Here is a 22,802-nt window from a genome sequence, read left to right as displayed (position 1 = left end):
GAAATCCGGCATTCCCTTTGAAAGTAAAGGGATTGTCAAAAACATAGTCCCTTAAAAAATTACCTATGGTTTTTCAGTTCTGGGCCCTATTTGCCATTCTTACTGCAGGCGTAGTTGTTTGTGACCGCAAGTTCAACATGCTTCGCGACCTTAGTAAAGCCAGCCCCCGCCCCTACAGTTGGTCAAGAGTGCAACTCGCCTGGTGGTCGGTGATCATTTTAACGGCTTTTACAACCATCATAATTCAAACCGGCCATGCGCCCAACCTGCACACCTCTACACTTGTACTGCTTGGCATTGCTGCCGGCACTACGGCTGCCGCCCGTGTCATTGATTTGGCCGATCAGCAGAACTCGCTGATCTTCCGGCATCAGGATCTTAAGACCAGCAATTTTTTTCTGGATATATTAAGTGATCAAAACGGGGTAAGCATCCAGCGCTTTCAGGCAGTTATATTTCATGCCATCTTTGGCATCTGGTTCATTGCTTCTACCCTCGGCAATTTGGGCGATCCCAGCTTTTGCCTGTCAGATTTTGCCAAAGGCGATCCTAATTTAGCCAACTGCCTGTTGCATTCTACCGACTTTTTTATTCCAATTGTGAGCGACAATAATTTGATACTGCTTGGATTAAGTTCGGCTACCTATGCAGCTTTGAAAATAACCGAAAACAAAGGAACTGCTTCGGAAACCCTGTCGGAAAAAGTGGTGGATGAAGCCTTGAACACACCTGCACAGGGTTAAAACATACATATGAACATCACTTCTGTTTTAAGTCCCAATTTTACCCAGGGAAGAAGGACCTACCGCCCCGAAGCCATTGTTATTCATGTTATGGATGGCACCCTAAAAGGTACCGACAGTTGGTTCAGCAGCCCGTTGTCGCAGGTATCGGCCCATTATGGTATTGGCAAAAATGGCGAAGTACATCAATATGTTGAGGAAATTGATACCGCCTGGCATGCCGGCCGTATTCACGACCCTACCTGGCCTCTTATAAAAAAGACTTCCGATGGCATGTTTATAAACCCCAACTATTACACTATTGGGGTTGAACACGAAGGCAATGAACAAAGTGAATGGACCGACACCATGTATGCCACCAGCGCCGAACTCATTCGCAAGATGTGCCAACGCTGGAGCATTCCAGCTGATCGTCTGCATATTATAGGGCATCATGAAATTTATTCTTTAAAGAACTGTCCTGGTTTGAAGGTAGATATGGATAAACTGATTGCCCTGGTGAACGGAAGCAGACAACATGTGAACGGACAAATAAGCAAAACCGAAAAGTTTGGCAAGGTAACCACACTAACGCGGCTGAACCTGCGCGCCGGCCCCGGTAAGGTTTATAAAATAACAAACATGGTGAATGCCGGTATACAACTGGCCTATGATGGGTTTACCATGCAGGGCGAAACGGTGAATGGTAATGGCAAATGGTTTTATACCGAAGAGGGTAACTGGTTTTGGAGTGGCGGAGTAAAATAATGTGATAATTTGCTAATGTGATAATGAATACAATAACTTGAGTGCTTCGCGTGAGCTATTTGACTGCTACGCAAAAGCGAGTATGCGGAACACCGGACTGCCGCACAGAACGCATTATCACATTAGCCAATTATCACATTATCACATTTTGATTTCTTCTTCCTCTTCCACTGTTTCCAAACCATTCTCTGGTCGTAACACTTCAGGTGTAGCAGCTTCTGCTTTGAAAGTAAAATTCTTTTGCGTGATGAAGCTGAACGCCACCACAATTAATGTAGTGAGTATTTTAGATACTGTGGGATATAAATGACACTGTTCTACAAACAGCTTAATGAAAATATAGTTAAGCGCAATACAACTGATCACCAGTAAAGAATACCTGAAAAGCTGAATGCGGCCACGCAGGGTTGAACCGGGAAATACAATGGTTCGGCTCATATAAAACCCCAGCGGAAAAGTTATGGTAAATGAAGTAAGGAATGCCGCAATATATGGCGACATGGGAATGCCTATTACAGGCACATGAATGAATTTATCTTTGAAAATAAGATTATAGCTGAAGGCGTACAATACGATATCCAAAATAGTATTACCACCACCGCATGCTGCATACTTAAAGGTTTGTAATGGCATGAACCGGCGAAAATAAGGATAAAAAAAGTTTATTACTGCATTGATCAGGTTCTTCACATTCGATTATTTGTACGGTACAAAGGTAATTGAATAACAACAAAAGCGGTTACCGTTCTCCATAAGGTGCATATTTAATAATCTTACGGGCCCGCGTACACACTTTAGACGCCGGTTTTTTGCCAAAATGGCGAAATCATGAACGTTTTATTAAGTGTCTTATTGACCTAAATCAAGAAAAATTAACAAATGTGTTAAATCTACTAAAATCCTACATATTTACGTTCAGTTTAACCCCTAAACACCTAAAGAGCCTTCCGCCGCGGGCGGGAGGCTTTTACCTCCCACTAAAAGGGGCTTATGTCGGCAGATGGCAGTGTAATCGCCCACAATTCTATGACCATCTACCAGAATTCAAACCTCACACCTTTATTCTCGTGCAGCTTGAACCCGTTTTCTTACCTTTGTGCGCTCAAAATCAACGCATGGCAATAGTTCCTGTTATTCAGTCGGCAGTTAGTGCACAGATCAAACAAATATACCAGGTAGACCTTGAACCCGCTTCCATTACGGTAAGCGAAACCAAACCTGAGTTTGAGGGCGATTATACCGTGGTGTTGTTTGCCCTGCTAAAAACCCTGAAAAAGAAGCCCGAAGAATTGGGGAATGAGCTGGGCCAGGCACTGGTGGCCGGCAATACCGCTCTTTTTAGCGGTTTTAATGTAATAAAAGGTTTTTTGAACCTTACCGTCAGTGATAGCTGGTGGCTGCAATTCCTGAAAGAACAATATAATAACCCCCATTATGGCCGTCAGCCACGCAACGGTCAGCGGGTAATGGTTGAATATTCTTCTCCCAACACCAATAAACCGCTTCACCTGGGGCATTTGAGAAATAACTTCCTGGGCTGGAGTGTGGCCGAAATTTATAAGGCCAATGGCTACGAGGTGGTAAAAACCTGTATTGCCAACGACCGCGGTATTCATATTTGTAAAAGTATGATCGCCTGGCAGCTGTTTGGCAATGGTGCTACGCCCGAAAGTACCGGCATAAAAGGCGATCACCTGGTAGGCGACTATTATGTGATGTTTGGTACCGAAATGAAAAAGCAGGTAAAAGAATTGATGGAGAAAGGCCTTACGCAGGAAGAAGCGGAGAAGGAAGCCCCCATTATGAAAGCCGCCCAGCAAATGCTGGTTGACTGGGAAGCCGGTAAACCCGATGTTATTGAGCTGTGGCGTATGATGAACAGTTGGGTGTACAGCGGTTTCGATATTACGTATAAACGAATTGGCAGCGATTTCGATAAAACCTATTACGAAAGCGAAACCTACCTGTTAGGAAAAGACCTGGTGGAAGAAGGCCTGAGCAAAAAAGTTTTCTTTCAGAAAGACGATGGCAGCGTTTGGATAGATCTTACAAAAGATGGTCTCGATGAAAAGATCGTTCGCCGCAGAGATGGAACGGCTGTGTACATTACGCAGGACATTGGACTGGCCGAAGTAAAACAAAATGAATTTCACTGCAACCGCAGCATATATGTGGTAGGTGATGAACAGAACTACCACTTTAAGGTTTTAAAACTTATTTGCCAGAAATTGGATATTGCCGGTGCAGACGGTATTTTTCATTTAAGCTACGGGATGGTTGAATTGCCTACCGGCAGAATGAAAACACGTGAAGGTACCGTGGTTGATGCCGATGATATTCTGGAAGAAATGACCCGTGAAGCAACCCGTAAAAGAGAGGAAAAAGAAAATGAGCAGGGTAAACCTTCGGGCTTAAGCGCCGATGAATTACAGATTTTAGATGAAATTGTTGGTACCGGTGCTATAAAATTTTTTCTGGTTCGTGTTGATCCTAAAAAGCGAATGATCTTTAACCCCGAAGAGTCAATAGACCTGCATGGCTTTACTGCCACTGCCGTTCAGTACACCTATGCACGTACACAATCGGTATTTAGAAAAGAAATGTATACCGGCGGTGAAATTGGCGCCGACCTGTTGCCGCTCGAGAAACAAATGATCATTTCGCTGGAAAGATATACCGATATCATTCGCCAGGCTGGTGATGAAATGAGCCCGAGTGTTATTGCAGGTTATATTTACGAGGTGGCCAAATTGTATAATACCTTTTACGTTCAACATAAAATGCTAAATGCCGAATCTGATCTTAAAAAGGAATTGCGTTTACAAATAAACCAATTGACTGCCCATGTTATTAAATCGGGTATGTCATTATTAGGTATTCGCGTTCCCGATAGAATGTAAAAAAGAAAAGGCGAGCCCGCTATTAGTTGCGAAGCTCGCCTTTTTATATTTCCTACTTCTTATTTCTTACCTCTTACTTCTAAATAGAACCCGGCATTTTCTTTTCTTCTTTCAAATTCTTTAAAGAAGGGTCCATTTGAATGGCTTTATCGCACAGTTGCTGCCCTTTTTCCTTCTCCCCTTTTTTCTGGTACGATAAACCGATCATGTACAGGGCGCTGGCTTTTGTTTTATCAATTTCCAATACTTTATCCCAATGGGTGATGGCATCGTCGTATTTGCCGGTATGATAATAGGCATCGGCAATATTGTCGAGCAACTCCATGTCTTGCGGTTTGCGTTGCAGCGCTTCCTTTAACAGCGCCAGACCTTTGTCATAATTCTTTGTATTCAGGTAGGCATTGGCGAGGTTCTCAATAAAATCATTGCTGCGGTTATAGCCTTTAGCGGCGGCTCTTTCGAACCAGTAAATGGCCTTTTTATCGTCGGGAACGGCATAGTAAACCAGCCCGGCCTCGTACATCCAGCCGGCCTTGGTGCTATCGCGTTCTATAGCCTGCTCAAAACAACCGGCTGCTTTTTTATAATTGCTCATTTCAACCAGGCTGCGGCCGGCAATGTAAGGTGTTTCGGCCCGTTTGGGATCTTCCTTAAAAGCCTGCTCGCAGTACTTAAGGCATTCTCCATAATTTCCCTGCTCATAAAAACTTTTGGCAATAATGAAGTTGGAAGAATTGCCGATCTTGGCTTCCTGCATTTTTTTAGCATAGGTAACAGCGTCGGCCCACTGGCGGGTGTTTAGTGAAATGGTAGCCAGTTGTTCAATAACCTCGGGGTTTTTGGCATCTATGGAATAGGCCGCTTTGTATTTTTCGCGGGCTTCCATGTAGCGCTTTTGTTCCAGCAGCGCCTGTCCCCAGCCTATTTGAACTTTTGCATCGTTGGGCGAAAAGCCGGCGGCTTTGGCAAAATTCTTTTCAGCTTCGCGAAAACGACGGGCATCTTTTTCAGCTATACCCTTTTTTAAATAAAATTCTGAACTGTCACTTTGTGCATAGGCAACGTTGGAAATAATTCCCAACATTAATAGAATGTTAATGTTTTTCATAGATATCTATTTTGTAACCGTGTCACGGCTCGTAATTCTTACTTCAATACTACAGCTCCCAACGGCGGCAGGTGCAAATTTATTTCATACATATTATCATTTTTGTCAAGTGGGGTTGTAATTATTTCCGGATTGAACACATCTCCGGTTCCCCAATAATGTTTGGCGTCTGAATTAAAGATCTCGCGCCATTGGCTTTTCCCGTGCGTATATACCTTCCAGTCGTGCCGGGCAACGGGCGTTAAGTTTAAAATGATCAACAGGTCATTGGCCGGGTCTTTACCCTTACGGCGATAGGCAACCACACATTCGGCCGGGTGGTTCAGGTCAACCCATTCGAACCCGTAAATATTGAACTGATTTTCATACATCGCGGGCTCGTTACGTAATAAATTATTCAGGTCGCGTACACAATCTTTCAGCATCCGGTGCGAATCAAATTGCAACAGGTCCCATTGAAGTTCCGATTTATAATTCCATTCATTCGTATCGCCGAATTCATTCCCCATAAATAAGAGTTTCCCCCCCGGGTGTGTAAACATATATGTATAGAGTGTGCGCAGGTTGGCAAATTTCTGCCAGTCATCGCCGGGCATTTTATATATCATGGGGCTTTTGCCATGCACCACTTCGTCGTGGCTTAAGGGTAACAGAAAGTTCTCGTCGTAATAGTACATCATGCTAAACGAAAACTTGTTTTGGTAATGGCGCCGGTGAATGGGGTCCATTTTGAAATAATCGAGCGTATCGTGCATCCAGCCCATCATCCATTTCATACCAAAGCCAAGCCCGTTCTGAAACGTGGGGCGCGAAACACCCGGCCAGTCGGTTGCTTCTTCGGCAATGGTTTGTACATCGTGAAAATCGCGGTAGAGGGTTTCGTTCAGGTCTTTTATAAAATTTATGGCCTCCAGGTTGCCATCGCCGCCGTATTCATTAGGTTCCCACTGACCGTGGGTACGCGAATAGTTCAGCTTTAGCATTGAGCTTACTGCATCTACCCGAACGCCATCGATGTGAAATTTATCGAACCAAAAGCGGGCGCTGCTGATCAAAAATGATTTTACTTCTCCCCTTTTGTAATTGAACACATAACTGTTCCAGTCGGGGTGAAAGCCTTTACGCATATCGGCATATTCGTAGGTGTTGGCGCCGTCGAACATAAACAGGCCGTGTGCGTCGTAAGGAAAATGCGAAGGTACCCAGTCGAGTATAACGCCAATGCCTGCTTCATGAAACGCATTCACCAGTTCCATAAAACTTTGCGGGTCGCCAAAGCGCGATGTGGGGGCAAAATACCCGGTGCCCTGGTAACCCCAACTGCCATCGAACGGGTGCTCCATCACCGGCATAAACTCCACATGGGTAAAGCCCATTTCTTTTACATAGGGCACTAAACGTTCGCGTATTTGATCGTAGGTGTTATATGATTCTTCGTCGTATTTATTGGGGCGTTGCCAGCTGGCCAGGTGAACTTCATAAATACTGCAGGGCGCATCGAGTGTATTATACCGCTTGCGGGTTTGCATCCATTCCTCATCCCGCCAGGTATAATTCAGGTCCCAGGTAATTGAAGCTGTGTTGGGACGTTTCTCCCAGAAATTGGCATAGGGATCGCCTTTATCGGTTTTAACGCCCTTAAAGCCGTCGATATGATATTTATATACTTCGCCTTTGGGCAAGCCGGGTATAAAACCTTCCCAGATCCCCGAAGAATCGAGCCGTACATACAGCGGATGGTTGGTGGGGTTCCAGTCGTTAAAATTACCTATTACCGAAACTTTGGTTGCATTGGGCGCCCAAACTGCAAAGTAGTAACCGGTTTTTCCCAACACTTCAATTTCGTGTGAGCCAAACAGATCGTATAACCGGTAATGTGTTCCCTGCTGAAAGTTGCGAACATCATTATCTGTAAAAAAAGAATAATTCCATACTTTTTTAGTGCTGTCTACAAAATGAACGTCTTCGTATTTTTTTGCCATATCCATGAGGGTGATCTGTTTGTTTAATTTCTGGTCTGTTGTTTACTTTACCCTACCTGATAAGTAGGAGGCTGCTTTAACGATTAATTAAGATATAGAACTGTTAGCTACGAAATTGTTTGTTGAACTTCGTTCAACCACAAAGGCAGTTAGGGAATATAACCTTAAACATATTATCAGGTTAATATGAATGAATGCTTTTGTCCCTGTCTAACCGCCATGAAAAAAACAACCGCAATCCTGGTCGTACTCTTTATTATTTCAATTCCTGTATTTGCACAGGAAGCTGCTATTAAAGGTACAGTAATTGACACTTCAGAAAAAAGAAACCTTTCTAACACCGTCATTGCATTATTGAGGCCAGCCGATTCGGTACTGGTACGTTTTACCCGCAGTAATAAGGATGGTAATTTCACCATGCAAAAGTTACCCGCAGGTAAATTTATTGTTATGGTTACCCGCCCTGCTTACGCCGATTTCTTCGATCAGGTAGAAGTAGCGCCTGGCGCTACGGTTGACCTGGGTAAGGTGGCCATGATATTAAAGAGCCAGCTGCTGCAGGAAGTAGTGGTTCAGCATAAACTGGGGGCCATTCGCATAAAAGGCGATACCACCGAATATATTGCCGATAGCTTTAAGGTTGCGGCTGGCGCAACCGTTGAAGATCTGTTGAAAAAATTACCCGGAATTCAGGTTGATAAGGATGGTAAAATAACCGCCCAGGGCGAAGCCGTTCAAAAGGTTTTGGTTGATGGCGAAGAATTCTTTAGCGACGACCCCACTATTGCCACCCGCGGATTAACGGCCGATGCTTTGTCGAAGGTGCAAACCTTTGACAAAAAAAGCGATCAGGCCGAGTTTACAGGCATAGATGACGGACAGAAAATAAAGACCCTTAACCTGCAACTCAAAGAGGATAAAAAGAAAGGCTACTTCGGAAAAGTGGAGGCCGGAACAGATTTCAATAAGTTCTGGAATAATAACGTAATGGTGAATGCCTTTAAAGGAAAACGTAAACTTTCGGCTTACGGTATTATGTCCAACAGCGGTAAAACCGGGCTCGATTGGGAAGAAGGGTCTAACTACGGCGGCACTAATGCCGAGGTGGGCTCCAACGATGATGGTGGCGTTTATTATATGATAGATGGAGGCGATGATGAATTTGGCGGAGGTAATTACTGGGGCGAAGGCCTGCCCAAAGGCTGGAGTGGCGGCCTGCATTATTCAAACAAATGGAATGCCGATAAAATGCATTTTAACGGCAGTTACCAGTTCAATAAACTGAATACCGTGGCGCAGGGAAATACCCTGAGCCAGTATATTTTGCCCGACTCTACTAATTTATTTACGAACGAGTTTGGCAATAGCTTTCGCAGCCGTGAAAGGAACCGCCTCAATGGTATGTATGAATTGAAAATTGATTCACTGTCGTCCCTGAAAATAACCGTGCAGGGTTCCAAAGGAACTAACTTCAGCAAAAGCAATTTTAACCAGGAATCGTTGAACGACGAAGGCGATACGCTAAGCGTTGTTAAACGCGAAACAACAGTTGATGGCAATAAGGATAATTTTAACTCATCGCTTTTATGGAAACAGAAGTTTAAAAAACAGGGAAGAACCTTATCTGTATCGGCCAAACAGAATTATACCGAGAACACATCGAACGGTATTTATTTCTCAGATAATAATTACTATAAAAATGGCATAAGGACAAGTGGTAAGGTGCTCGACCAGCAAAAACTGATTGAGAATACCAGCTCGGCAATCAATTCGCGCATATCATACACCGAACCGCTGAATAAACGGTCGCTGTTGGAATTTAATTATAGTATCGATAACAACCACCGGCAATCGAGCATTGCAACCCTTGAAAAACCGGCGCCAACAGCAAAAGAGTATGAACAGCGAATTGATACGTTAAGCAATGAATACAGCTTTAATGTGCTTACCCAATCGGGCGGTATTAATTACCGGTATGCAAAAGCCAAAAAGATCACGTTCTCGTTTGGGATGAATGTTTCGAATGCCGCGTATACCCGTAAAGACCTGAAAGGCGATTCGGCCATCAATTACAGCTTTACCAATTTTTACCCCCAGGCTAATATTAACTGGACGCTGCCCGGAAACGGTAACCTGCGGTTCTCCTATAACGGAAGCACACAGGCGCCCAATATTGATCAAATACAACCTATACAGGATATTACCGACCAATTGAACGTAAGGATGGGTAATCCCGATCTGAAACAGGCCTTCCGCCATAATTTCAACCTTCGTTTCGGTAGCTACAAATTCCTTTCTGAACGCAATATTTATGGCAGTATTTATTTTACGGCCACTCAAAACGATTTCAGCTCTATAAACATACTCGATCTTTCAACCGGTAAACGTACCACCATGCCGGTTAATGTGGATGGTAATTACCGCTCGAACGGTTGGTTTGGCTATGAAAAGAAAATAAAAAAGCTGGGTGTTTATTTGGGTATAAGCGGTGACTTCAATTATAATCATAACACCAACTTTATTGGAGAACAAAAGAACGAAAACAATAGCTATATGGTGGGTCTAGGGCCTACCATCAGGTATAGAAAGGATAAGAAGATCGACTTATGGATAAATACTGGTTTCAATCATAATGTTTCTAAAACATCGTTGCGAAGCGATGTGGTTACCAGGTACTGGACCATGGACCATTATATTGATATGACAGTATACCTGCCCTGGAAATTTGAGATTGGTACAAGCGCCAATATCAATATCCGGCAAAAAACAAGTGTGTTTGATAAGAACAATAACTCCATCAGGTGGAATGCGCGTATCGATCGCAAGCTGTTCAAGAACGATGTGGCCCGGCTGCGTTTAACAGCCAACGATATCCTCGATCAGAACATTGGCTTTAACCGGAATATCAACAACAACTTTATTTCTGAAAGAACATATGATACCATTAGAAGGAACTTTATGTTATCGTTCATTTGGAATTTTAGTAAGAACGGGAAGCCGATGAGTTGGTGAGATAGTTAACAAGTTGACGGGTTGACGAGTTGACAAGGTTACAAGTTTAGAACATAAAACAAGTATTAAGATAATGAAGAATCTTTTATATATAATAGCGTTGTTTGTCTCTCCTGCTCTGTTTGGGCAGCAACAACAGTTTATTACGCAGGGCAAAATTGAGTATGAGCGTAAAACGAACCAGTATGCTTTTATGGATGAAGGTAATATGTGGGAGGAGGCTGCCAAAAAGAACATGTCGAAATTTGTGACCTATTATTACGACCTTGTTTTTAAAGGCGATCGCACCTTGTTCAAAACAGGGCGTGAGCCGGAAACCAAACAATCGAAATTCTGGGGTGTATTTGATTCGGAGAATACCATTCTTACCCAGCTCGATAGCAGCGCTTCGGTTACCCAACGGTCTATTTACAATGATCTGTATATAGTTACCGACTCGCTGCGTACGGTTAACTGGAAGATAACGCCCGAAATAAGAAAGATAGCCGGGTTCGATTGCCGTAAAGCTGTGGGCCGTATAATGGATTCTATTGTAGTAATTGCTTTTTATACCGATGAAATATTGACCAATGGCGGACCCGAATCGTTTAACGGACTACCCGGTATGATAATGGGCCTGGCCATTCCCCGCCTGCATACCACCTGGTATGCTACTAAACTAACCCTGGTTGAGGTAACAGATAAAGACCTTGTGGCGCCCAAAAAAGGAAAGAAAATGACCGGCATTAGCTACCGGTCAGAAATATTGAATATTCTAAAAGAATGGGGCGAAGGTGGCCTTAAGCGACTGCCTGCGCTTTTGTTGTAAGGTCGTCCTGTGTATCGCCCAGTATTTCATCAATCATTCCAAATGCTTTGGCTTCGTGTGCTTTCATCCAGTGATCGCGGTCGCTGGCATCGTACACCTTTTCGTAGGGTTGATTGCTGTGTTTGGAAATTATGGAATAGAGTTCCAGTTGCAGCTTTTTTATTTCATTCATGGTGATCTCAATATCCGATGCATTGCCCTGTACCCCGCCGGAAGGCTGATGGATCATGATACGTGCATGTTTCAAAGCGGCGCGTTTACCACTGGCGCCGGCGCACAATAATACGGCGCTCATACTTAATGCAGTGCCTGTGCAAATAGTAGCTACATCGGGTGTAATGTATTGCATGGTATCATAAATGCCCAAACCGGCATATACCGAACCACCGGGTGAATTAATATACAATTGAATGTCGCGTTTGGCGTCGGCCGATTGAAGAAATAATAACTGCGCCTGAATAATGTTGGCGATCTTGTCGTCAACGGCGTCGCCCAGGAAAATAATACGGTCCATCATCAGCCGCGAGAACACGTCCATTTGTGCAACGTTTAATTGCCGTTCTTCTGTAATGTAAGGCGTCATGGCAGTAGGAATAAAACGCTTTTCCATGCGGTTTATGAATCCATCAACATACTGGCTGCCTATGTTGTGGTGATGTACGGCATAGGCACGAAAATCCTGTTTCATACTTATCATATGATTACGTGTTTAAGTTATGTGAGTAGCTTATTTTTTTGAGAATATACCCAGTATCTTACTGCGGAAAGAAATATGTTCCGGTTCGGTAAACAATTGTTGATGTACCGATTCAATTTCTTCTTTTAACCGGCGGCGGCTGTATTGTTCTATTATGTCATAGGTTTTTTGTTGCCATGCCAGGTTTTCCTGTAAAGCAGGTTGCAATATCAATCGGGCCTCAAACAGGGCGCGGTCGGCTTTACCGGCATATTGTAACAGGTAATCGTCTATATGTTTTATATCATTCAAGGAAGTCCTCATACGTCAACGATTTATCTTTAACAATGTCCCTTACTTTTTCAAGGCATTTGTATTTCTGTACGGTGGCCGATCGTTCGCTCGAAAACCTGAACCGTGCAGCTATTTTATGCATGGGTAGTTTATCGTAATAAAAGGCACGTAGTAGTTCCATGCATTTTTGTCCGGAGGTGTGCAACAGCTGCAATAACTTTTCGGCCGAAGACTGGCCGGCATTGCCTTCTATGGCTATACTCTGTATGGAGTCGGGTAACGAGGTATACCGGTTATTGAGTTTGTTTTTCTTTGCCCAGCAATGTTTGGCAATGCCCAGAATGTATGAGCGTTCGCTATATTTTAATGTTACGCCGGCGGTGGTGAGTTTTTCGTAATAAATAACCAGGGCGTCCTGAAAAACATCTTTGGCTTCTTCAAACGAACCACCCATAGCGTGCACATATTTTGCCACCAGCGGAAATGCCTGCTGGTACAAGTGCATAAAAAGGAGTTTCCTTTCTGCCGCAACATCTTCTATTTCCATTGTATGGGTCATAGGCAAATGCTTTATTAATAAGTGGCTGATTGGGGGCAAATATCACCTAAAAATTACAAAATTATTTTCAAATGAGGCGGCGGGTTGGGCAGTTACTGCCAGTAAAAACTATCGTCTTTAAGTTCAAATGCTTCAGGGTGAATTACTTCATCATCGCCATATTCAACCACATTGTGGAATGATACTTCAATGATGGAAAGCAGTTCGGCTGCATCTTCTTCATTTATATTAGGTGGCACGCACTCCCTGCCTTCAGCATACGGATACCGCAGGTTGAATTTTTTATAGAAGACGGTCAGTTTTTCAAGTATGGTTTGGTAGTTAGGATTTTGCCGGAAAAAGTTATAGATGGGTTTGCCGGCCATACGCAGTATTGTATCAATATCTTCCAGCTTTTTAAACAATTTAGCTTCTTCCAGCGATGAGCTTATGCCCATAACATTTCCTCTTGCTTCGCCTACTTCGAAAGCATTGTCGTTATACAGAAATCCTATTTTATGAACTACATACTGCGGCATATGATGGTTTTATCCCACAACCTTTCCGGCTGTTTTTTGTGCACTGGGCGGAATGGCGCTGCCATTATCCATCCAAAGTTTGAAAGCCATACGGTCGAAAAAATCGGCGGGCGAAATATTGAAGTTTTGAATGACGGGTTTTCGTTTCAGCACTTTGGGAACAATATCATTTATGAACCAGCTATTGTGGGTCAATAATAAAGAGGTAACGGAACCGGTATTGGCTAAAGGCGATAATAATAGTTCCGATAGCTCCGCATCATTCTCATAGCTGCGGGCAAAGTCCTGCAGTTTTTGTTCATCAGCATCGTGAGCATCGATGGCGCTAACAAAATCGGCCAGTGTGGGAATAAAGCGGTTGAGGTAATCGGGCAGAATATGGTCCTGTTCACAAAGATCTTTTACGTTGACGATCTTACCGTTGCTATTGGTAATGGTTTGCCCGAATATAGGCACCACCACCCTTCTAATGCCCCAATGGGTATGCAGAATACGATGGCGGTTGTCGCTGCATAACTCCTTGGTGCTGTCCATAAAATCGTGAATGGCCAGGTAATCTTCCACTACCCCGCCCCTGCGTTTAACGGAGATCTCAGCGTGTTTGTAAGCGTTCATACAAATGATTAAAATCCAAAATAATCGTCCGTGTTAAGTTCGTAATCGGCGGCATTGATCACTTCATCATCGCTATATTCAACAATATTGTGAAACGTAAGCTCCATGATTGACAGGAATTGCAAAGCCTGTTCATCGCTTAAGTTTTTAGGAAATTCATAATAAGGGGAACCTGTATTAATGGTGAGGTTGAACTCAGCTGCATAATACGCTACCATTTTTTTATCAATTTCCTGGTAGTTGTCGTGCTCAAGATAGAAAGTCACCGGGTTATCGGCATACAGGCCTTTTAGTGATTTAATGTCTTCGCTTTTTTTAATGGCCTGAGCTTCTTCCGGGGTTTTGGTTATAGCCATTAAATTGCCTTTTGCTTTGCCCACTTCGTAACCATCATCTGTATACCAAAAACCGAGCTTGTGAACTACGTATTGCGCCATCTTTTATATAATTGGTTGCTTTTAAAATCCGCATATTTCATCTTCTTCTTCATTAAATTCATAATCCGCGGTATTGATCACTTCATCGTCGGCATACTCAACAATGTTATGAAAGGTTAATTCCATAAGCGACAGCAAGGCAACGGCCTGTTCGTCGGTTATTGTTTGCGGGAGTTCCAGCCTGTATTCATTTTGTTTTTCAAAGGTTACGTTGTAGGTAGTTTTGAAATATTCTTTTATATTTTTATGTATCGTTTTGAAGTTGTCTTTATCGAAGAAAAAGTCAACGGCATTAAACCCGCCAACATTTTTCATTGATTTAAGATCTTCCCTGCTTTTTATGGTCTGGGCTTCTTCTAATGATTTTGTAATGCCCATTACGGTGCCTTTATCCTTTTCTACTACAAGAGCTTCATCTGTATAAAAAAAACCGATCTTATGAACTACGTACTGTGCCATGGGGTTGATTTTTGGTTGTTTAATTGTGCGCTAAAGTATAGTTCGCTTATCGTAATTGCAAGCGGGGATGGTACTATGTGAATTTATATTTCTTTAATTGTGGCAGGAAGGTGGCAGTTGGGGTCAAGTATATTAATTGGTAAAATTTCTTCGGGACTGCTTTTACCCTGCCAGAGTTTACCCTTCTTCGCAAATGGGACGTAAGTTACTTTAAGTTGCCATAAGTTGCTGTAAGTTCCTAAACAGGTAGTGCCCTATTTTTTTCCGGCGTATGTTTGTTGTGAGGTTAGCCCAGTTCTTTGACAGGTTGATTTACTGCCAGCTTTTGATCTAAATAATTATAAAAATAAAATCCGGGAGGTGGGTGGCTCCCGGGTTTTTAACTAATTTATTACGGCATCAAAAATATATCTACCAGCAACTTATTGTCCTTTCGCCAGCGGAGCCAGCCGGTTAAGGCTTCGGTGCATTTGCCAATATAGTTATGGCAGGGCTCACCTTCGTATTGGTTGTCTTCATCATTGTAATAACAATCGTATTGCACTTTTAACCAATCGCCCTGTACTTCCATGGGGCAAAACATTTCATGGCCAGGGGGCAGCGATATAGCATCTGCGCTATCCGCTGCAGATTTGCGCAAGGCGGTCAATGGTTTTTCGTTTTCGTCGGTTTCATCGGTTTTACGTCTAATGCCATGCGATTGCAATAGGTATTCGTTCCAGGTTTGAAACTGATATTCCTTTTTACGGGGTAAATACTTTGTTTGCGAATGATTGATCAACACCTGGTAGGCATTTTCAGTTTGCCCTACACAGGCAAAATGCATAAGCGAATATTCAGGATCAAATACCATGGTACAAATGCCCGATAAACTATCTGCCTGCTTATGCATATCAATAAGCTCAGGATTATCGGTAAGCGTACTGTCGTCGTACATAGCAAAACTTGAGGGGGCTAAAACCAGGCCTATTCCCAATGAGGCTACTTCATTTTCGATGGTACAATGCGGATTGGCTTTAACCATCCGATTGCTATCATGCTTAATAACGATACTGTCATTTTTAAGAATTACCGATTGCCCGCTTTCATTATTGCTATTACAAGCAAATAATAAAATGGCCGTCAGCGATGTGAGAACGGTTTTCATTTGGGTATGGTTTGGATTGTAATTTTCGTTTTTAACCAGGCAACCAATCGTTTCAAAAAATACAATGTGATCATTCCTCCTGTTAAACCCGCCACCAATCCGAACGCACTACCCAGCAATATAGCATCATCTACATTATACCACCCGGTGAAGAAATTCAAGGTATAGAGTGCTGTGCAGCCAAACAGGCCACCAACAACTATTGAGGATAAAATAAAAAACACTTTAAATCCTTTTGTTACCGACCTGGTATACAAACCAGCGATAATAGAGGCAGATACTATTCCAAAAGAAACCATGGCAAAAATGCCCAACATGGCTATGGTTGTCATTGCAACGCCGAACACCGCTGCACCTGCGATGATACCGATAAATACCAATGCGAACAATAACAAACCGGGGGCAAAATCATCTTCAGGTTCCAGATCATTGTTCATTGAATTGGCAACAGAATCTGTTTGTGCCGATCGTTGTTTTGCACTATCTGTTATCTGACCTTGTGTTATTAGGGTTGTTGTAAAGATCAGTATGATGATGGTGAGAAAATATTTCATTTAGTCTGGATACCTGGGATTTGGCCTGTAAAGTATAAAAAGGAAGAGGTATTTCAAAGCATATAAGGGAATTCTAATGTTAAATTGGGTGGTAAATGCAAATAAAAAGACTTCCGAATACACCGGAAGTCTCCATAATTAGCTTTATATTAATTTTATTTTAATGGAACCAGCTTCACATCACCGTCTAACCCTGCAGGTTGAACCTTCCAGTTAGCGGCATCAAAGTTCTTATAGTTTATATTCACGAAGTTTATTTCATGATAATTACGCCATACCTCGCCGTTGCGGTCCATATTGCGAATGCGATTGACCATCAGGTTACAAACCTCTATGCGAATGGTGTTATTACCTTCTTTTAAATACTTCCCTACTTTGAGTTCATATGGAAGGCTCCAGATAAGTCCCGCATCTTTTCCGTTGATGATCACACGCGCCGATTCATACAGTTTATCTAATTGCAGCAGATAATCATTCGCTTTGTTTTTAACGGTAAAACTGGTGGTATACACGCCAGTGCCTGAAAACGAATGGGTAGTTGAGTCATCGGTGAATGCCGTCCAGGGTTTTATACCTGTCGTTTTTTTCGTTGCCGGCCGTTGGGGCCCGCCTTCTGTAAATTGTATTTCCCAATTGTTATTCTGCAGGCTAATTGCTTCACCGGCGGGTTGCATATACCGGTATGGGATGGCCGTTTCTTTTGCGTTGCTCAATTTTATAACGGTAGTTTCGCCAGACTTCAACTGTAATCTCAACGCGGTTACATTACCTTGCTGATGATGTAACAATGAATTGATCTCCCCGTTCAGCGGATCCATACGGAACACGGTGCTGGCTGAATTTCGTAATACTACTGATTCATCAAAATCATTGGCGGTATTGTTTACGATGAAATAGTAAGTGCCATCCATTTTTTTACGGCGAATGAATTTCAAGCCTTGTTTGGCTATAGGTTCAGGGCGAAGGTCCAGGTAGTTAAGCGCTGCATTTACATCACCCACTACTATCTTTCCTTTACCTGTAGTGGCAATCTGTAGTTGATCTTTCGTTGTAAACGAAATACCAGCAATCAATGCTTTCAGTTCCTGTTTGCCTTTTTCCGGTTCATTATAACCGGGCACATCCTGCGGAAACTGTTCAATGATCACGGTGGCCCCTTCATTGGCCAGTCGTAGTATGTTTTTTAATGTAGCTACCGGCATTTTATCGCAGGCTGGCACAAGCAATACTTTATGTGGTGCGCCTTTGCTTACAATACGCACATCGCCGTTTTGCGGATGCGCCTGTTCAAGCATTTTGTCAGAAGCAAAGTCGAGCGAATAACCTGCGTTTTGTAAACTCGTCAGGTCTTTATAAAACCTGGTGGGGTGCAGCCAATGATCGATGTCGTGCACCTTCAAAGGCATATCCATACCTTTTGCATTGTGCCAGGCATCGTAAACCGGCCAGTAGATCAGTATTTCATTATCTGGTTCGCCGGCCTGTAATATACTCTGGCAACGGGTTATATATTCATTCAAACCTTTCAGGTGCGGCCATAAGCTGTTATTGGGAACAAAGTTCACCGATGCATAAAATAACCAACCCGGCCATTTGGCATCGGACGGACTGTACGTAGTTCCATGATAAAAAACATGATTAATACCCGACAGGAACACCTGGTCTACCTCGGGTTTGCATTGGCTCCACGATGTTTTAAAATGTTCGCTTAACCACGTAAAAGTTTCGCAGCTTGTTAACCGTTTACCATAAGCATGTGCTGCCGAAGAGGCAAACTTCAACATATTGGGATCGGGGTCAACATTGCGAATATCGGCGCTGTCTCTTCTTAGCCCACGAATGGGAAAATAACTGCTGCCAAAGGTCTCCGTTTCGGGTATATCGAATGCGCCATACAGATCGAGCAAATTGCCGGGCGATCCATGCGCCTGGTTTACCGAAAGTGTATTTCTTTTATTGGTCCATTGGGTGAATACGGTGCTGAAATTTTCGCGCATCAGGTCTGCCAGGGTTTCGCGGTAATCCGATTTCAGGCGTGCGGTGGCATCGTTTGAATCGGAAATGAACAGGTTGAGATAGTTCCTGAGATCGTACCCTCTTCTTTTTTTGAACTCGGTGAAAAAATCGGGTGTCCAATCGGCATTGTACACTTCATAGCTGTCGTTGAAAAAGGCTTTTACGCCGTGCGATGAATTGCCAAAGGCCGTATCGAATATTTTGAAATAGTTAGCTGTTGCTTCTTTTGAAAAATGGTCAATGGTAAATCCTTCACCACCGGGCGCCGCTCTTTTCACCGCCTGTTTTGTTTTACCGGTGAACACTGCATACAGTTTCAGATCACTGGGTGCATTGTATTGCAAATTACCATTACCGTCTACCTTGCCGGTAAGATCGATGGCTTCACCTTTGCTGTTAAACCCCATTAAGGCGCTTAATACGGCTGAGCTTTTTTGTTTGGCATCGGTGAAAGCGATGGATTGTGCCAGCGGGGTGCCGGCTTTTAATTCATATTGCTGAACAATAAGTTTGGAGGCTGCGTCCTGCACCGTTACATGCGAACCGCCAACGGGCCAGCCCGTACCTACAGAGATGTACACGCCCATATTGAGGGCGTTTGATTGCTGTACGGTATAGTCGAGCATTTTCATCCATTGTGGCGACAGGTATTTTATATACCGCTCCTCAAAGCCTTTTGCGCCATAAATGGGAACTATTTCTACCCCGCCTAAACCAACCTGGTTATACTGTTGTAAAGATGTGTTGAGGTTCTTTTCATCAACCGCGCTGCCCATCCACCACCAGCGGGTCCAGGGTTTGCTTTGCTGGGTTACTACGGGCCAGTTTGTTTGTGCAGATGCATGTGTGGTAAGCGCCATCACATAACAAGCGACTATCGTTTTCTTCAACATCCCGCTAATATAGTAGAATTTGGGATGCAGCCGTCCTATACTATCAGGTTCTCAATTCCAACACCCACAGCGTTTTTCCCGGAACTTTTAATTTGTTGGTGATATCTAGTAACGCCCCGTCAATTACATTCCGGCCTTTGATAAATGGTTTCACCCGCTCTTCAAACCTCTTCATATCTATTTCTTTTTCGGCATCGTTAGGGTTCATAATGCACATTACCGTTTGTTGCGCATTATACCTGAAATAAACGTATACGCCGTCTTCCGGCACATATTGCATCAGCTTACCGGTTGTAAGCGCTGTGGAGCTTTTACGAAAATTAGCGAGCGTTCTAACATAATTGAATACATCATTCTCTGCCGGGGTGCGGCCATTGGGTTCAAATTTATTGGCGGCATCGCCGGGCCATCCGCCGGGGAAATCGAGCCGCACTTTGCCATCGGGATCGGCATAATTCTTTATCAATATTTCGGTACCATAATACAATTGCGGTATGCCGCGGAAAGTAAGCAACCAGGCCAGCCCCATTTTTTGTTTGGCTATATCCTCTCCTACCATGCTAAAGAACCGGCTAAGGTCGTGGTTGTCTAAAAACAAAACATTTTTGGTGGGGTCGGTATATACAAAATCATTGGTGGCGGTAAGGTACAGGCGGTTAACGCCTTCCGTCCAGCCAAAACCTTGCGTTAATGCAGGTAATATACCATAGAGGTTGAGTTGAAAATCGGTTACACCAGGCAGATTGCTTTTATAAGGGATATTGTACCTGTTATTGGTAAAGAAGCTCTGGTTAGGTATGCCATGCACCCAGGTTTCGCCAAACATATGAAGTTGCGGATATTCGTCGAGCAATGCCTTATTGCAACGGTTCATAAAATTGAGGTCATTGTAGGCATAGGTATCTATACGCCAGCCATCGAGGCCAAATTCTTCGGTACACCAAAGGGCATGTTGTATAAGGAAACTGGCAACAAAGGAATTGTTCTGGTTAAGGTCGGGCATTACACCGGTGAACCAGCCATCGCTCATGCGTTTTTTATCAATGGCAGCGGCATAGGGGTCCATCAGCACCTGGTCTTTATAAGTTGTATTTGTATACACCGGCCACCAGTGAAACCAGCTGCTATCGGGCATATCGCGGTATAAAAAATGTTCTATGCCTATGTGATTATACACTGCATCCTGAATGATCTTCATACCCCGGTTGTGCAAACTGTCTATTAGTTCGTGATAGGCAGCTGCACCGCCCAGGCGTGGATCGATGGTATAATGATCGGTAAATGCATAACCATGTTCGGTGCGGTCGGGCATGTCGTTTAGAAGCACGGGGTTTAACCATAGTGCCGTAACACCCAGTTGTTGCACATAGTTGAGGTGGTTTTGAATGCCCTTTAGGTCGCCGCCATGGCGTTTAAAATAATCGGAACGGTCGAGGCTTTGATCGCGCAGCCCGGCAATGCGGTCATTGCCGGCATCGCCATTGCTAAAGCGGTCGGGCATTATAAGATAAATAAGGTCGCTGCTGTTTATGCCTTTAATGCGCGTTTTGCCGTTCTGGCTGCTGCGGGGTTTTAAGGTGTACGACATTTGCTTAACCTGGGTAGTGCCATTATTGAAGGTAAAGCTAAGGTTACCGGCAACGGCGGTTTTACCAATGTCCAGATAAATAGTAAGGTAATTGGGATTGGTGTGTGTTTGTACACTGGTGAGTTTTACACCGGTGTATGGTTTTAGCGCTACCCTGCGGGCTTCTCTAATGTTTGGCGAATGTACAAGCAATTGAATTTTTGATTGCTTCATGCCAACCCACCAATGCGTGGGATACGCCTTCAGGCTATCCTGGGCCGTTACATGTAAAACCAATAATAAGCAGGTAGCAAGGGCGAACGTTCTTCTAAAGAAGGTCATCTTGTGTTTTTTCTTTTACAATTAAAGCACATACAATTCCTGCTACCATCAGTAAGCTGCCACCAATTTGTACCGCCAGCAGGCGATCATTATGTAACACGTTTTCCATAATCTTTCCAAAAAACAACGAGGCAATGATCTCGGGTAATACAATAAAGAAATTAAAGATGCCCATATAAATGCCGATCTTGTTATCGGGTAAATGTCCGGCCAGCATAGAATATGGCATCGACAATATTGATGCCCAGGCAACGCCCACCATACTCATAGCTACGTATAACATAGAAGCATCGCTGATATATTTTACACAAAACAGTCCCAGTCCGCCGATAAGCAGGCAAAAAGTATGGGTCATTTTCTTACCCAGCTTCGCCACCCAAAATGAAAGTGTAAGTGAGAATAGAAATGTTACCAGGTTCAATACCGATGATGTGGCATTGGCATGTTCTATACCCTGCGTGTATAATTCGTTTGATGTATTGGGGTCGCCTTTAAAAATATCACGCGCTACACCGGTTGTATAGTAAAACCACATAAGGAACAAACCAGGCCAGGTGAGGAACTGTACCAGCGCCAGTTTTTTCATTTGCGCCGGCATATTAGTAATGGAAGAGGTAATCTCTTTTACTGCGCCGGCCATACCGCTGCCATGTTGTGCATTCAGCTGTTGCCGCCAGTTAGGATCGGTTGGCGGATATTCCTTACTGCGCAATACGGTATACAATACGGCAAACAGAAACATAATACCGCCAATGTAAAACGACCACATTATGTTTTGCGGAATGCCCCCGCCAACCTTTTCCCGCGAAACACCAAACCAGTTTACTAACAGGGAAGGTAAGAAGCCGGCAATAAAAGCTGCTGCGCCAATGAACATGCTTTGCATGGCATAACCAAAGGGCCGTTGCCGTTCGTTAAGGTTATCGGCTACAAAGGCGCGAAAGGGTTCCATACTAACATTGATGCATGAGTCGAGGATCCATAATGTGCCGGCCGCCATCCAAATGGCAGAAGCATTGGGCATAATAAATAACGCAAGCGAACTAAGGATGGCGCCAATCAAAAAGTAAGGCCTTCTTCTACCCCAGGTGGGGTGCCAGGTGCGGTCGCTCAAATAGCCAATAATGGGTTGAACAAGTAGGCCGGTCATAGGCGCCGCTAACCATAAGCCGGGTATTTGGTCGGCACTGGCGCCCAGGTACTCGTAAATGGCGCTCATATTGTTCATTTGTAACGACCAGCCAAACTGTATTCCAAAGAAACCGAAACACATATTCCAGATCTGCCAGAAGTTGAAATGGGGTTTACTTTGAATAGCATTTTCCGTATCCAATACTATCGGAGATGGTTCCATATGCAATCGCTTTGAGGGAGTAATTAACAGTAAGTTACAAAAAGAAGATTGAAGATGAATGAATTAATACG

At 43.6% G+C, this 22,802-nt stretch carries 20 protein-coding genes; 5 read left to right on the top strand and 15 right to left on the bottom strand.

The window, feature by feature from the left end:
• Positions 1-65: 65 nt before the first annotated feature.
• Both GGD38_RS11345 and GGD38_RS11340 read left to right on the top strand, forming a co-directional pair.
• Positions 66-743, top strand: coding sequence for a hypothetical protein (locus GGD38_RS11345; RefSeq protein WP_375300742.1), 678 nt, complete (start codon positions 66-68; stop codon positions 741-743).
• 9 nt (positions 744-752) lie between these two features.
• Entirely contained in the window at positions 753-1,490 is a 738-nt protein-coding gene (locus GGD38_RS11340; RefSeq protein WP_375300743.1) for an N-acetylmuramoyl-L-alanine amidase, read from the top strand.
• Positions 1,491-1,631: 141 nt separating this feature from the next.
• Here GGD38_RS11340 and GGD38_RS11335 read toward each other — a convergent pair whose 3' ends face one another.
• Complete coding sequence (locus GGD38_RS11335) at positions 1,632-2,180, bottom strand: GtrA family protein (protein WP_375300744.1); 549 nt, start codon at positions 2,178-2,180, stop codon at positions 1,632-1,634.
• 425 nt (positions 2,181-2,605) lie between these two features.
• On the opposite strand from GGD38_RS11335, the gene argS reads away from it, so the two are divergent.
• Positions 2,606-4,390 carry an arginine--tRNA ligase gene (gene argS / locus GGD38_RS11330; RefSeq protein ID WP_375300745.1) on the top strand — a complete coding sequence of 595 codons (1,785 nt, stop codon included), beginning with the start codon at positions 2,606-2,608 and terminating at the stop codon, positions 4,388-4,390.
• Between the two features lie 79 nt (positions 4,391-4,469).
• Here the strand turns inward: argS and GGD38_RS11325 are convergent, their stop codons facing one another.
• The gene (locus GGD38_RS11325; RefSeq protein WP_375300746.1) at positions 4,470-5,498 is read right to left on the bottom strand and encodes a tetratricopeptide repeat protein; all 1,029 of its coding nucleotides are present in this window, start codon (positions 5,496-5,498) and stop codon (positions 4,470-4,472) included.
• Positions 5,499-5,536: 38 nt separating this feature from the next.
• Positions 5,537-7,480: a 1,4-alpha-glucan branching protein GlgB gene (gene glgB / locus GGD38_RS11320; RefSeq protein WP_375300747.1), complete on the bottom strand. Its 1,944-nt coding sequence runs from the start codon at positions 7,478-7,480 to the stop codon at positions 5,537-5,539.
• A gap of 219 nt (positions 7,481-7,699) precedes the next feature.
• Here glgB and GGD38_RS11315 point away from each other — a divergent pair, with 219 nt between their 5' ends.
• Both GGD38_RS11315 and GGD38_RS11310 read left to right on the top strand, forming a co-directional pair.
• The gene (locus GGD38_RS11315) at positions 7,700-10,492 is read left to right on the top strand and encodes a TonB-dependent receptor (protein WP_375300748.1); all 2,793 of its coding nucleotides are present in this window, start codon (positions 7,700-7,702) and stop codon (positions 10,490-10,492) included.
• Between the two features lie 73 nt (positions 10,493-10,565).
• Positions 10,566-11,300 (top strand): GLPGLI family protein, encoded by a 735-nt coding sequence (locus GGD38_RS11310; RefSeq protein WP_375300749.1) that lies wholly within the window; start codon positions 10,566-10,568, stop codon positions 11,298-11,300.
• Here GGD38_RS11310 and GGD38_RS11305 read toward each other — a convergent pair.
• The 12 genes from GGD38_RS11305 to GGD38_RS11250 form a co-directional block, all read right to left on the bottom strand.
• A complete protein-coding gene (locus GGD38_RS11305; protein WP_375300750.1) occupies positions 11,272-11,997 on the bottom strand; it encodes an ATP-dependent Clp protease proteolytic subunit in 726 nt (241 codons plus the stop codon). The genes GGD38_RS11310 and GGD38_RS11305 overlap by 29 nt on opposite strands.
• Before the next feature lie 30 nt (positions 11,998-12,027).
• Positions 12,028-12,300: a hypothetical protein gene (locus tag GGD38_RS11300; RefSeq protein WP_375300751.1), complete on the bottom strand. Its 273-nt coding sequence runs from the start codon at positions 12,298-12,300 to the stop codon at positions 12,028-12,030.
• A complete protein-coding gene (locus tag GGD38_RS11295) occupies positions 12,281-12,829 on the bottom strand; it encodes an RNA polymerase sigma factor (RefSeq protein ID WP_375300752.1) in 549 nt (182 codons plus the stop codon). The genes GGD38_RS11300 and GGD38_RS11295 overlap by 20 nt, the downstream gene beginning before the upstream one ends.
• Positions 12,830-12,921: 92 nt before the next feature.
• The gene (locus tag GGD38_RS11290; RefSeq protein WP_375300753.1) at positions 12,922-13,347 is read right to left on the bottom strand and encodes a hypothetical protein; all 426 of its coding nucleotides are present in this window, start codon (positions 13,345-13,347) and stop codon (positions 12,922-12,924) included.
• 9 nt (positions 13,348-13,356) lie between these two features.
• Positions 13,357-13,962: a hypothetical protein gene (locus tag GGD38_RS11285; RefSeq protein WP_375300754.1), complete on the bottom strand. Its 606-nt coding sequence runs from the start codon at positions 13,960-13,962 to the stop codon at positions 13,357-13,359.
• An 8-nt stretch (positions 13,963-13,970) separates the two neighbouring features.
• Positions 13,971-14,399, bottom strand: coding sequence for a hypothetical protein (locus GGD38_RS11280; protein ID WP_375300755.1), 429 nt, complete (start codon positions 14,397-14,399; stop codon positions 13,971-13,973).
• Between the two features lie 21 nt (positions 14,400-14,420).
• A complete protein-coding gene (locus GGD38_RS11275) occupies positions 14,421-14,858 on the bottom strand; it encodes a hypothetical protein (RefSeq protein ID WP_375300756.1) in 438 nt (145 codons plus the stop codon).
• A gap of 391 nt (positions 14,859-15,249) precedes the next feature.
• Positions 15,250-16,005, bottom strand: coding sequence for a hypothetical protein (locus GGD38_RS11270; protein ID WP_375300757.1), 756 nt, complete (start codon positions 16,003-16,005; stop codon positions 15,250-15,252).
• Complete coding sequence (locus GGD38_RS11265; protein WP_375300758.1) at positions 16,002-16,559, bottom strand: hypothetical protein; 558 nt, start codon at positions 16,557-16,559, stop codon at positions 16,002-16,004. Before GGD38_RS11265 ends, GGD38_RS11270 begins: the two co-directional genes overlap by 4 nt.
• 155 nt (positions 16,560-16,714) lie before the next feature.
• The gene (locus GGD38_RS11260; RefSeq protein ID WP_375300759.1) at positions 16,715-19,468 is read right to left on the bottom strand and encodes a glycosyl hydrolase; all 2,754 of its coding nucleotides are present in this window, start codon (positions 19,466-19,468) and stop codon (positions 16,715-16,717) included.
• A 43-nt stretch (positions 19,469-19,511) separates the two neighbouring features.
• Entirely contained in the window at positions 19,512-21,377 is a 1,866-nt protein-coding gene (locus GGD38_RS11255; RefSeq protein WP_375300760.1) for an alpha-amylase family glycosyl hydrolase, read from the bottom strand.
• A complete protein-coding gene (locus GGD38_RS11250) occupies positions 21,364-22,731 on the bottom strand; it encodes an MFS transporter (RefSeq protein WP_375300761.1) in 1,368 nt (455 codons plus the stop codon). Before GGD38_RS11250 ends, GGD38_RS11255 begins: the two co-directional genes overlap by 14 nt.
• Positions 22,732-22,802: the final 71 nt, after the last annotated feature.

Origin of the sequence: Niastella sp. OAS944 (assembly GCA_024809215.1) — a bacterium.
Taxonomy (GTDB): Bacteria; Bacteroidota; Bacteroidia; order Chitinophagales; family Chitinophagaceae; genus Niastella.
This window is presented reverse-complemented; position numbering and strand designations above follow the sequence as displayed.